This window comes from Bifidobacterium tibiigranuli, assembly GCF_022655035.1.
In the GTDB taxonomy this organism is placed as follows: domain Bacteria; phylum Actinomycetota; class Actinomycetes; order Actinomycetales; family Bifidobacteriaceae; genus Bifidobacterium; species Bifidobacterium tibiigranuli_A.
Genome location: NZ_JALCUA010000004.1, coordinates 79156 through 92990 on the forward strand (window position 1 = coordinate 79156; position 13835 = coordinate 92990).

6 protein-coding genes and 1 tRNA gene are annotated in these 13835 nt (G+C 60.2%); all 7 read left to right on the top strand.

Going from position 1 to position 13835, the window contains the following annotated elements:
* The first annotated feature begins 122 nt into the window (after positions 1-122).
* Positions 123-210 (top strand) — tRNA-Ser (locus LKK40_RS06015).
* 233 nt (positions 211-443) lie between these two features.
* Positions 444-1964, top strand: a complete 1521-nt coding sequence (locus LKK40_RS06020) for an amino acid permease (protein WP_304309870.1) — start codon at positions 444-446, stop codon at positions 1962-1964.
* A 554-nt stretch (positions 1965-2518) separates the two neighbouring features.
* The gene (locus LKK40_RS06025) at positions 2519-2722 is read left to right on the top strand and encodes a hypothetical protein (protein ID WP_304309871.1); all 204 of its coding nucleotides are present in this window, start codon (positions 2519-2521) and stop codon (positions 2720-2722) included.
* 102 nt (positions 2723-2824) lie between these two features.
* Positions 2825-7192, top strand: coding sequence for an Ig-like domain-containing protein (locus tag LKK40_RS06030; protein ID WP_304309872.1), 4368 nt, complete (start codon positions 2825-2827; stop codon positions 7190-7192).
* A gap of 708 nt (positions 7193-7900) precedes the next feature.
* Positions 7901-9652 (top strand): ATP-binding protein, encoded by a 1752-nt coding sequence (locus tag LKK40_RS06035; RefSeq protein WP_304309873.1) that lies wholly within the window; start codon positions 7901-7903, stop codon positions 9650-9652.
* Positions 9607-10284, top strand: coding sequence for a helix-turn-helix transcriptional regulator (locus LKK40_RS06040; RefSeq protein ID WP_304309874.1), 678 nt, complete (start codon positions 9607-9609; stop codon positions 10282-10284). Before LKK40_RS06035 ends, LKK40_RS06040 begins: the two co-directional genes overlap by 46 nt.
* 294 nt (positions 10285-10578) lie before the next feature.
* Entirely contained in the window at positions 10579-13566 is a 2988-nt protein-coding gene (locus LKK40_RS06045) for a SpaA isopeptide-forming pilin-related protein (protein WP_304309875.1), read from the top strand.
* Positions 13567-13835 lie beyond the last annotated feature (269 nt).

The window sequence follows — 13835 nt, forward strand, 5'->3', positions numbered from 1 at the left end:
ATTGCAGTATTGCAAGATGCAGTATGAAAGCCAGCCAACACCGATCGCGCAACGCCGGTGGCTCGAGTCCGCCGCAGATGCTAGAGTAGATTGCTGTTGCGCCACGCACGTGTCGCAATGCCGGAGTCGTGCCTGAGTGGCCGATAGGGGCACCCTGCTAAGGTGTTAGTCGCTTCAAGCGGCTCGAGGGTTCGAATCCCTCCGACTCCGCAAAGTGAGCCGGAAACCGTTGAAAAACAGCGGTTTTCGGCCTTTCCATTCTTGGGTTTAATCCGGGTGCAGACAAGAATGGTACGGGCAAAGATTGCAGCGTCGGCATCTCCATCGTCACCAGCAGCAGCAGGCCGCTATCCGTCCTCGCTCTTGATACTCCTTTGGCTAGGCGGTACTATGTCGGTTTTGGTACCAGCATGACGGCACCGACAAGATAAAGAAGGTCAACGATGCAACTCTTCAGAACCAAGTCGGTCGAGCAGACGCTCGCCGAGACTGGCGACAGCAAACGCAAACTGGTGCGCAACCTCAATGCGTGGGATCTTGCGGTCATGGGCGTGGCGGTCGCCGTGGGCGCGGGCATCTTCTCGGTCGGCGCGCAGGCCGCCGCCTACCATGCCGGGCCTGCGGTCATCCTCAGCTTCATCATCGCCGGCGTGGTGTGCGGCGCGGCCGTGATGTGCTACGCGGAATTCGCCTCGATGATTCCCGTCGCCGGCTCCGCCTACACCTTCACCTACACGACCATCGGCGAGTTCGTCGCCTGGATCATAGGCTGGGACCTCATCCTCGAAATGCTCATGGCCGGGGCGGTGATCGCCAAATACTGGGGCGTTTATCTCAACGATCTGTTCCATCTGATGGGGATCAACTTCAACACCGTATTCCATTTCGGATTCTTCACCTTTGATATCGCGCCGCTGATCATCGTCACCTTCTTCACCGTGCTGCTCGTGCTCGGCACACGCCTGTCCGCCCGCGTGGATGGCGCGCTCACCGTGCTGAAGATCGCCATCGTCGCCTTCGTCGTCATCGTCGGATTCTTCTATGTCAAGGCGTCCAACTACACCCCGTTCATCCCGCCGGCGCAGCCCGCGGGCAGCGTGCCGGGCGCTGCGGCGAGCGGCATCATGGGTCAGCCGCTGTGGCAGTGGGCCACCGGCCTGCAGCCGTCGATCTATGGCGTGGGCGGCATACTTTCCGGCGCGGCGCTCGTGTTCTTCGCCTTCATCGGCTTCGACGTGGTGGCCACGGCCTCCGAGGAGACGAAGGATCCGCACAAGAACGTGCCGCGAGGCATCGGCTTGGGCATGGTGCTGGTGACGGTGCTCTACATTCTGGTCGCCATCGTGACCACCGGCATGGTGTCGTACAAGGATCTCGCCAAGGCCGCAAGCCCCTCGCTGGCTACCGGCTTCGAACTGGTCGGCGCCACTTGGGCTGCCAAGATCATCTCCTTCGGCATCGTCATCGGCCTCACCACTGTGGTCATGGTGCTGCTGCTCGGGCTCACCCGCGTCGTCTTCGCGATGAGCCGCGACGGCCTGCTACCGCAGCAGCTCTCCAAAGTCGGCAAGCATGGCACTCCGGCCAGGCTGCAGATCGTGCTGGGCGTCATCGTCGCGCTGGTCGCCTCGTGCTTCGACGTCGGCGTGCTCTCCGACATGGTGAACATCGGCACGCTCTCGGCCTTCACCCTCGTGGCGATTTCCGTGCCGATCATGCGCAGGAAGCGCCCCGAGCTGCCGCGCGCGTTTAGGATGCCGGGCAACCCGTGGGTGCCGATTCTCATTGCGCTCGCCAACCTATGGCTGATGCTCAATCTCTCCGTGCTGACCTGGATCCGCTTCGTCGTATGGCTGCTCGTCGGCTTCGCCGTCTACTTCGGCTACTCGTACCGCCATTCGCGCCTCGGCAACGAGGAGCTCGCCGCGGATATCTCCGATGAGACGAAGGCAAGCATCGGCTGAGGCGCTGCGCATGGCGCACAATCACAACTGACAGTCCTATATATGCAACGGGCCGTCCGAGCTCAACAGTTCGGACGGCCCGTTGCATATCTCATGCCGTAACGCCAATGCCGGAAGCGGTGGATAAAAGCTTGATAGGGTTATTTTAGGACCATTTCTATAGGCGAAAGTGTCGCGGCGGACGTTGGGATAAGCGGCGCGAATCCCAGTGCTGGCAATGAATCAAGGATGTCAGCCGTGTGTATGTATGCCTGCAATAGGGTTTGTTTCCAGCATATATTGTGCTTTTCCTTCGCTAACGTCAATGAGCAGTCGAGGCGTTTATGACATGGCGTGATACGCGCCATCTGCCTTCTGTCGGCAAGCTGAATTGCGTGGTGAATTCGGCGGTTGGCGATGTAGACGCTTTGCGACTGTGACGCATCCGCGTTGTCAATGTGTGATTCCGATTGCGCAGTAGCGGGTGCGCAGTACAGAAACAGGTTTCCAAAGGTTTGTAAGGAGGCTCTTGGATGAGTAAGAAGGTTTCAGGTAATTTGGGGGTGAGTGCATAGATGTTTGATGGTAAGAAAATCGTACGTTCGGTCGTCGCGCCGGTTTCGGCGGTGGCGATGCTGGCGGGGCTGTCCTTCGTGGCGCCGTCCGCGCTGGCTGCGGACAATCTGAGCTGCGCACAGGGAAACATCTACGGCATTGATAGCAGCACTAACGACAGGTTCATCTACAGCATCAACACTGCAACCGGTGCCACTACGTAGGTTGATGGCGGCAATCTTGGCAATAGCGCCAATGGTCTGGGCATCACCAAGGACGGTTCCGCTGCGTATGCGGTCTCGCAGTCAGGCGGCGCCAATTCCGATGTGCAGATACTGAAGTACTCTGCTGCGGATGGTTCCTCGTCCTCGGTGGGCACTATCAATCTGGGTGGCGCTATTTCGGGTTCGCAGCTTGTCGGCGGCGCGGTAAGCCCCTTCAACGGCATCTTCTACTTCGGCGGCTGGACCACTTCGGGCACGTTCGCGCTCTACGGCTGGGACACGGCGACGGACAAGCCTCTCGGGCTTATGGGATATCTCAAGGCATCCGATGCACAACTCACGGCCAGCGCCAACGGCGATCTCGCGTTTGACGCCAAGGGCAATCTCTACTTCGTCAACAGCATGAGCGGAGACCAGGTTGAGGTCATGGTTCCTGCGGCAAACGTTCCGTCTGTTGCTGGAACTGGGACGATTTCCGGCTCTCAGGTCGCAACGGCCAAGGACAACGGTGCTTTCAATGGCGTTGCCTATGACGCTTCCGGCACCTTCTATATGAGTCAAAGTACCTTCATCGCCCCGGGCTTTGGCGGCCAGGCGATAAACTTCACTGGCGGGCTGAAGACGGTGGATCTCGCGAGCTGTTCGCTTCCGACTCCTCCGACTGCGGGTAACGCCAACGTTGAGGTTGACCCCGGTGCGCCGGCTACGCTGACTCCTCCGGTTACTCCGGGATCGTCGCCGATTACGACAGGTTCCTTCGACAACGGTCAACCCACGAAGACGGTTCCGAACGAGGGCACGTGGAATATCACGGTTGACCCCAAGACCGGTCAGCCGACGGTCACCTTCACTCCTGAGGACGGTTTCACAGGTACTCCTACTCCGCAGCCATACACGGTCGCGGACAAGAATGGCCTGACCTCCGACCCGGGAACCTTGACGGTGACGGTCAAGCCGATCACAGGTCCGACTGCTTCGGACAAGTCGGCGACGACTGATCCGGGCAAGGCTGTGACGCTGAACCCTGATACCACCTTCGGCACGTCGCAGAAGTTCACTTCGGTGACCTTCGACAATGGCGACACCACGAAGGTAGTCAAGGGCGAGGGCACTTGGACGATCAAGCTGAACGACAAGAATCTGCCCGAGGCTGTGTTCACGCCTGAAGCTGGCTTCACCGGCACAACGACCCCGCAGAAGTACACGGTGACTGACGAGAACGGCAAGTCCGCCTCGGCGAATCTCACGGTGACGGTCAACAAGCCGATCACGGGTCCGACTGCGAAGGATGCGTCGGCGACGACGAATCCGAAGACTCCGGTGACCTTGGATCCTGAGACCGGCTTCGGCACGTCGCAGAAGTTCACTTCGGTGGCGTTCCCTGACGGCTCGACCACGAAGACGGTTCCTGGCGAGGGCACCTGGACGATCAAGCTGAACGACTCGGGTCTGCCTGAGGCGACGTTCACTCCTGAGGATGACTTCACGGGCAAGACCACGACTCCGCAGCCCTATGTGGTGACGGACGAGAACGGCCTGACCGCTACGGCCAACCTCACGGTGAGCGTGAATGCGCCTGCTCCGGTCACGCCGCCTACTACTGGCGATGCGTCCAAGGCGATCAACCCGAATGAGACCGCTACGCTGAACCCGGTGACGGTTCCTGGCTCGGGCGATATCACCAAGGTGACTTTCGACAATGGCGATACCACCAAGGTCGTCAAGGGCGAAGGCACCTGGACCATCAAGCTGAACGACAAGAATCTGCCTGAGGCTGTGTTCACGCCTGAGGACGGCTTCACGGGCAAGACGACTGAGCAGCCGTATACGGTGACGGACGGGAACGGCCTGACCGCTACGGCGAAGCTGGATGTGACGGTGAACAAGCCGCTCACGCCTCCCACCACGGGTGATGCGTCGAAGACCATCGATCCGAACGAGACGGCTACGCTGACTCCGAAGACGGTTCCCGGCTCGGGCGATATCACCAAGGTGGCGTTCGACAATGGTCAGCCCACGAAGGATGTTCCCGGCGAGGGCACGTGGTCGATCAAGCTGGACAATGGCCAGCCGGTCGCGACCTTCACCCCGGACAAGGACTACTCCGGCAAGGTCACTCCGCAGAAGTACACGGTGACTGATTCGAACGGCAAGTCGGCTGATGGCACGCTCAATGTGACGATCAGCCCGCCTGCTCCGGTTCCACCGAAGACGGGTGATGCGTCGAAGACCATCGATCCGAATGAGACGGCTACGCTGACGCCGAAGACCACTCCTGGCTCTTCGCCGGTCAAGTCGGTCGTGTTCGACAACGGTCAGCCCACGAAGGATGTTCCCGGCGAGGGCACGTGGTCGATCAAGCTGGACAATGGCCAGCCGGTCGCGACCTTCACCCCGGACAAGGACTACTCCGGCAAGGTCACTCCGCAGAAGTACACGGTGACTGATGAGAACGGTCTGAAGGCGACTGGCAAGCTGGACGTGACGGTGAACACTCCGCCTACGACTGGCGACAAGTCCGCTGTGACCAATCCGGAGACTCCGGTGACGCTCAATCCGGTGACCAAGCCTGGTTCTGCTCCGATCAAGTCGGTGGTGTTCGACAATGGCAAGCCGTCGAAGACCGTTCCCGGCGAGGGCACGTGGACGGTCGAGCTGAAGGATGGCCAGCCTGTTGCGGTGTTCACTCCGGCCAAGGGCTTCACTGGCAAGACCACGCCGCAGCCGTACACGGTGACGGATGAGAACGGTCTGAAGGCGACTGGCAAGCTGGACGTGACGGTGAACACTCCGCCTACGACTGGCGACAAGTCCGCTGTGACCAACCCCGGCACTCCGGTGACGTTGGCTCCGACTGCGAAGCCTGGTTCTGCTCCGATCAAGTCGGTGGTGTTCGATAATGGTCAGCCCAAGAAGGTTGTTCCTGGCGAGGGCACGTGGACGGTCGAGCTGAAGGATGGCCAGCCTGTTGCGGTGTTCACTCCCGAGGATGGCTTCACGGGTAAGACCACGCCGCAGCCGTACACGGTGACTGACGGCAACGGCCTGACCGCTACGGGCAAGCTGGACGTGAACATCAACGTTCCGCCGGCCACGGGCGACAAGTCCGCTGTGACCAATCCGGAGACTCCGGTGACGCTCAATCCGGTGACCAAGCCTGGTTCCGCTCCGATCAAGTCGGTGGTGTTCGACAATGGCAAGCCGTCGAAGACCGTTCCCGGCGAGGGCACGTGGACGGTCGAGCTTAAGGATGGGCAGCCTGTTGTGGTGTTCACCCCGGTCAAGGGCTTCACTGGCAAGACCGCGCCTCAGCCCTATACGGTGACTGACGGCAACGGCCTGACCGCTACGGGCAAGCTGGACGTGACGGTGAACACTCCGCCTACGACCGGCGATGCTGCGAAGACCATCAACCCGAACGAGACCGCTACGCTGACGCCGAAGACCACTCCTGGCTCTTCGCCGGTCAAGTCGGTCGTGTTCGACAATGGCCAGCCCACGAAGGACGTCCCCGGACAGGGCACTTGGACGGTCAAGCTGGACAATGGCCAGCCTGTCGCCACGTTCACCCCGCTCAAGGATTATTCGGGCAAGGTCGATCCCCAGCCGTACACGGTGACTGACGGCAACGGCCTGACCGCTACGGGCAAGCTGGACGTGAACATCAACGTTCCGCCGGCCACGGGCGACAAGTCCGCTGTGACCAACCCCGGCACTCCGGTGACGCTCAATCCGGTGACCAAGCCCGGTTCCGCTCCGATCAAGTCCGCGGTGTTCGACAATGGTCAGCCTAAGAAGGTTGTTCCTGGCGAGGGCACGTGGACTGTGGAGCTGAAGGACGGCCAGCCGGTCGTTGTCTTCACCCCGGTCAAGGGCTTCACAGGTAAGGCCTCTCCTCAGCCGTACACGGTGACGGATGAGAACGGGCTGACTGCTACGGGCAAGCTGGACGTGACGGTGAACACGCCGCCTACGACCGGCGATGCCTCGAAGACCATCAAGCCCGGTGAGACCGCGACGCTGACTCCGACTGCCAAGCCTGGTTCGGCTCCGATCAAGTCCGCGGTGTTCGACAATGGCAAGGACACGAAGGATGTTCCTGGCGAAGGTACCTGGACGATCGTGTTGAAGGACGGCCAGCCGGTCGCCACATTCACCCCGGTCAAGGGCTTCACTGGTCCGGTCACTCCGCAGAAGTATACGGTGACTGACGAGAACGGCCTGACCGCTGACGGCACCCTCACGGTGTCCATCAGCAAGCCTGCGCCGGCTCCGTCGACTCCGGCCAAGCCGGCTCCGTCGACTCCAGCCAAGCCTGCACCTGCTGCTCCTGCCGCTCCGGCCAAGCAGCCGCAGTCTATTCTGGCCACCACTGGTGCCAGCGTGGGAATCGCGCTGCTCGCTATGGTCGTCTTGGCTGCCGCTGGTCTGGGTCTGCGCAAGCTCTCCCGCCGCAACGGTTCGGACTGATCGGGCCTGACCTGATCTGACCTGACCTCGTGGGCCTGCCAGCCGCATAGCTGGCCGGCCCGGGCGGACCACTAACCGAATCCCATAGCACAGAGGTGCTGTCGGAACCACCTAATCGTGGCTCCGACAGCACCTCCTTTGCGTATGAACGCGGCATAGGGCGGGAGGCTAATGGCACAAATACGCCGATGAGTTGCAGTCAGCGGTGTATCCCTGCCAGTCGCATGAGCTATTGGCACGGATCGGCCGCTGAGTCGCGGTCAGAGGCGCATTCTTGCCACAGTAGCCATGCCCGCCTCGGGGCTTATGCATGGCTGGCTGATCGCAAAGGCACCTCCTCTCGCGCAGTCCCAAACTGCTGCAGGACAAGGCTCGGCGGTACTTCACCGATCTCTGAATCACCCGGAAAGGGTTATTTTAGGGTGATAAATTGCTATAAGACCGCTAATTCCGCACTGGCCGCAAGCTGGGAAAATATACTGTGCCCATAGTCACATGCGTGACAAGGGAAAGGTAATTCTCGGATGTGCGTTTGGACATGCTGACGTGTCGCGCCATTCGGCCTCGATTGGCCTCATTGGGTGTCGTTGGAAGACCGGATGCCGGGAAGTCTCCTAGCTGGATGCCTGAATGTAGGTCATAGGGCTCTTCCTCCCCTCATCAGGCAACGCGACTCGTACAATACGCCAGATATATGGGAGGCTGGGCATGGTTTCAGTATCGTCACTGTACACAGAGAGGCCGTGGTTCGCTGAGTGGATTCCCGGGGAGTGGAAAAGCCTATTCGGTGGCCCAGCGGCTATAGTGACCATACGGAGGCGTCGGCTGCTCCGTTCGACTATCGCCGCGAAGCATAGCTGGGTAAATATCAGCGGCGCGCCGGGTCTCGGCAAGACGACGCTGTTGCGGCAGCTCGATGATGAGCTGGGGTACCTGTTTCGGCCGCGCGTGATGGTGAGTGATTGCGCCAATGAGAGCCGCACTCTTTCGCAGATTCTTGGCGCATCGCATACGTATAGCGAAGGCGGTGGCTTGGCCAAGGACAGCGAGGAGCATCCTGCCGGCGTTCTTCTTATCGATGACTTCGACTACTGGCTCGATGACAGTAGAGCCGAGGAGCTGAAGGACATGTTCCGCCAGTCTGCTTCGCTTACAGTCGTCACCGTGACACTCAATCCTTTGAAGCCAAGCGCATGGGTCGATGATTTGGCAAAGGACGATAAATCGTGCTTCGTGCCGTTCAGAGGCAGCGAATTGGCCTTCACCATTGACGAGATCAAAACGCTGGCGCGCGCGATCGTCGAGGTCGCGCCGGGCCTTCCCGCGTTGCATGACGATGAGATCGAGCTGATGAAGGCGACGACCGGCGGTTACCCGCTTGCTGTCGGGCTGGCTTTCGACCGCTGGTATTCGCCGGAATTCAGCCGGCTGGATGGATTCAATGTAGAGCTGGCGCTGCAGGCCATACGCCGGGCGTGCGCCGCGCGGTACTCCGATTCCCAGATAGAAGTCGGCGCTATCCGAGTGTCCATGCTGCTGTCGTTCATGCCGAGGTTCAGTGAGCGCCATATCAGGATGGTATGCGAGTCGATTCCCGGCTTATCCGATTACTCCATCTTTAATGATTCCATCGTGATTGGCTTGCAGGACGCTTCCGGCCCGTCCGCGACAGGTTATGCGTGGAAGGATTCGGCGTGGCGCGTATTCCTCGAATGGAATGAGTCGCAGTGTGATGCGCGCCGGGACCTGCTGCGCATGCTGCTGGACGCGGGGGATCATGCGCGGGCGTTCGATCAGCTGGTGCTGCTGCAGGATATAACAGCGGCCGAGCAATTGCTGGCTCGGCATTTCATGGAAGTGTACGAGGGCTTCGCGCCCGAAGTGCAGGAAATACTGTTCGGTCTTGCCCCTAAGCAGCTGGATCGCGCGCCGTATCTGCGTCTTGCGCTGACGATGCTGAGTCTGGAACGCGGCGATGCGTCGTCGTCTCGACGCCCGGGGACTTTAGCTGGTTTTGCGCAGATCGCGTCGAAGGGCCGGCACGGCAAGCAGATGGTCATTGCCTCTGCGGCGATCGCCCTGCGCCTAGGTAGGATGCGCGACGTGTACAGCAAGGCCGAGCGCGCTCTGGTCGGCGCGGCAGACTCGAATGACGTGTTTCAGGCAGCGCAGCTCATGCTGCGCTGCGGCGTGCTGCCCGAGACGCCGTTCCCGAGCTTGTCTGAGGGGCGCATGGCGAGCGTGAACGAGGCATTGACCGAGGCCCTTGTCGCAAAATTGCGGGGGGGGGGCTTGTCGAGGCTCATAGGGAGAGCATGCGCTTCCGCGCGCTCATTTGCTCTGATGAATGGCTGGGGAGTGAGATTGCCAAATGGGATCTGCTTGACACGATGTTCGGCTCGCAGGAGGCCGACGTGCCCACCATACAGGAGCGCTTCGGCGAGAGCCCGGTGTATTTAGGCAAGCTGTTCGCCTGCGCCAAGCTCCTCGCAGGCGGCAACTTGCCCAAGGCCATCGAGACGGCCGATTCTGGATTCGCTGCTGGCCCGGAGCGTGGCATCGCGCAGGCAGTAGTCCAGCTCGCCTCCGGGCAGGGCAGGCGGCTGCGTGATACGTTGTCCGGCATCCAGTCGGATGGCGGGCAGCGAGTCAATGCGATTCTCGATGCGCTGCGCGTCGCGTCGCTTGATCGCCAGGAGCCGAACACGGCAATCAAGTCGCTGCTTGACGATTTGCTGTCTATGCCGCTTCCGTTCATAGCCTTTGCGCTGAGCCTTCTTCCGCCTGCATGCCTCGCATCATTGCTGGATTTGGAGCCGGGTCTGGCTCCGGCGGCGGCGATTGCCGCGCAGCGCGGGATTGCGGGATTGGGGGCCGTGCTGCCCGCGAATCTCGACGTCGTGGAATTGTCCGATCGTGAGGTGGAGATACTGCATCTGCTGCAGCAAGGTCTGTCCGACCGGCAGATTTCGGATATGTGCTACATCTCGCTGAACACCACCAAGACGCATGTGGCTGCGATCCGGAAAAAGCTCGGGGTGAATAGGCGTCGTGACATCGTCGTGCGCGCCCAGACGCTGCACCTGCTGTGATTGCTTGACTTGTGATCACTAGGCAGTGATCGCTAGGCGGATTGCCTGGTTCCAGGGTTACTTTAGGACCATTTTTACGTGTATGAGGGGCTGGCAGAACAATTGCCAAATCCCCTGAGTTCCTTGATATTGCACTGATTTTTGCATGAGAGACGCCTGAAGGTGTGCTTTGCGCCGGCGTGTGCTTCGGTGCAGCACACGGAGTCCGCAAGTTACCGTGGCAGCAACAGAGAGCTTCATTCAGGGTCATTGAGGGATGGGCATGGCAGTTAAGGGTAAATGGTGAGGAGCGGTATGAATTGGCTGAAAACCAACAGCAGTGAGATGAAGCATAGACTTGACCTCGTTGCTCGCATGCTTGTCGGCGCGCTGGCGGTTGTGATGTGCGGCGTTTTCTTCCAGTCGGATGCGGCATATGCCGACGCGTCACAGAACGGCACAGTATCTTCAAATGGCGCAGTGTCTTCAAACAACGCCGTGTCTTCCGCAGTTGACATCACTCCCAAAGCGAGCGCTTCCAGCGCCAACGTGTATGCCGCCAACGACGTGAATCCGAATCTTGATAATCCGTGGCCATGCCCTGCAGGCACGACGAACGTCAACAAGTCGATTTTCGGCCGTGCCGACATAACGATCTGCACTTGGACGCAGGGCATCCACGGCAAAGGCGAGAAATTCTATCTTCGCGTCATCGATAACACCTATGATTCATCGAATCCCCATCATGTCCCCGATAATCTCGACAAATACTACATCAGCGGTCTTCCGATCTATCAGAATACAGACCCGAATTACAACGACAATCAGGTGCCGTATACCTCCGGCAGCAATCTGGGCTGGAAATACGATGACAACATCAATGCCAAGCCCATCGGCCGGGCGAAGGACGGCACGGTGCTGGAGGAGGTGAGCGGTGCCGATCTGCGGGGCGGAAAGGTGGGCATCACCCCGCCGGCGGACTGGACCGGTCAGATACCGATCAAGGTCTGGCGCGCGGACTTCAGCCAGAACCTCTTCACTGATTTCGATTACGGCACCTTCAACTACATCGGCCAGATTCCTGATCAGAACACCAAGAGCCTGGTCTGCGACTCGAACAATCACCAGAACTGCTCGCGCACCGGCACCACAGTCGGCCAGACCATGCAGCAGAACTACGTGTACCATGATCCCCGCACTGCTACGATAGATACGGAGCCGTATGCCCAGGGCAGCGTTGACTATCATCCCGGCGAGGGCACGGGGCAGTGGGCGCCGCATGACGGGCAGTATTCCATCTGGCCGACTTCATTGATGACCGGCCCCTACGGCCGCTGGGGCAAGGACCCGTCGGACCCTACTGTCAACCTTGGAGACCCCAATACGTGGGGCACGAACTGGATTGCTCGTGGATTCACCTGGAACAACCAGTGGGCGGATCTGCGCAGCGACCCACCGTATGTCAGCTACGGCTCCGACCAGCGAGACAAGGGTGACTTCCTCAATGCAATCCCGTCAAAGCGCTTGCTCGGCGGCGACGACAGCCAACGGTGGGGGAATGTATGCATTCCATTTGATAACAACGGCTGCTTTGCGAGTCTTTCTGTATTGACGAACAACCCTGCACGCACCCCGTTGGGCGTGAACAGCGGCAATGTAGGTCAATTCGATATCCCTAAGTCGTGTATTAGCATGTCCATCTCTTTGATTCCGTCAAAGCAATGCCCGGATAGCAACTCCGCCTGGGGCGACATGGGCAATGACGATACGATCAAGAATGCCGGCAAATTCCTCGTCGTCAACGGGCGCAATCGGGCGAACGGCACCGATACCATCATCAACTCGACGATCAAGCCCTCCTCGGATGACGAGATGTTCGTCTTCCGCGCGCAGCTGGCGAATGTACTTTATGTGGGCACGCCGAAGCCGGTCCAGCTCGCGGTATACACCGGTTCGCCATCCGACAGCAACAACGAAAAACTGATGTTCACCAACTATCTCGCAGGCGATTCCCAAAGCGATTACGACAACGCCCATACGCATTGGACGGATGTCTCCACGGCTCTGACGCTGGGCAGCAGCCAGCCTTTCAACGTCAAGATCAAGAACTGGGGCCAGGCCGGCTACGGCAACGATTTCGCCCTTGACAACATCGTTGTCTCGCCGATCAAGTCTTCGCCCGGAGTCCTGCGCGCCGTCCGGTGGACATCCGACAAGAGCTCCGACCCGGTGACGACGACGGTCGTGAAGCGCGGCCAGACCGTCACCTACAAGCTGACGGTCACGAACAACTCCGAGAGCGACCGCGCCAAAATCGCCGCTCCGGCCCAGCCCACAAACCAATGCAACGATTCGAACAACCCCGGCTGCATCGATGTGCACACCATGCCGCTGCGCGGCTCCGTGCTCGTCGATGATGTCAGCGACGTCATGAAGGACGGCAAGGCCACATGGCTGGGCAACTTCCAGCCCGGCTCCCAGGCCAGCTATGATTCCGGCAAGAAGCAGATAGTCTGGAAGGTCCCCGACGTGCCGGCGAACGGCTCCGTGACGCTGACCTATCAGGTCCAGATGGCCAAGGATCCTTCAGGGCCGCTGACGATCAAGAACACGGTCAAGGCGCTGCCCTATGGCGATAAGGATAACGTGTGGGTCTCCGGATCCGATATGGAGAGCCGCAATAACTCCAGCAGCAACTGGTGGGAACGCGCCGACAGTTCGGATGCCGTGCCCGACCCGGAGAAGTGCAGCAAGGGCCAACCGTGCTCGACCACGCATTATCTCTCCGACGCATGGTGGAACAAGGTCGCCTCGCGCAATCAGAACAATTTCCTGCGCGGCTCCGAATGGAAGATAACCGGCCCGGATCTGATCGATGCGAACGGCAACCATGCCGACTACATCATCGTGAAGGACAACGTCGATTCCGACAAGGATGGCTCGCAAAAGGGCTGGGCCGGCCCGGACAAGGATACGCGCGACGGCTATCTCAAGATCATCGGCATGCTGGGCGCGCCCGAAGCGGGCAAGCCCGATGCGAAGTACAAGCTCGTCGAGACGCGCGCCCCAGCCGGCTATCAGCTCAACACGAGGGAGTACACCATCACGATTCCCGCAGGCAAGCAGGCCGATGTTCCCCCTGACGGCACCGGCGGCGTTATCCCCAACGACCAGACTACCGGCCCGAACCTACCGTTTACGGGCGGCATATCCGCGGACTACATCATCCTTGGCGGAATCGTGCTGACGCTTATCGCCGCACTGCCCGCCGCGATCACCGCAGCAAAGCGTCGGCGGTCCTGATGATGAGGGATAACCGCGATGCGGATCGTGCACCATGGCTGGCGCCTGCAGGCCCCTCGGCCCATCCGGCGCCAGCGACTGCCAGCTTGCCGAGACTCCTGCCCGCTCCGGGCCGCGGTCTCGGCCCCACCCCGCACGCATGCACCATGTGCGCGGATGAACAATTAGATGTTGCTGCGGATGGCAATCCCATCGGCAGCAGCCAGCTCAATGGGCCGAATCTGCCGCTTACTGGCGGCACTCCGGCAGATGCCATGGAGCTGGGTGGA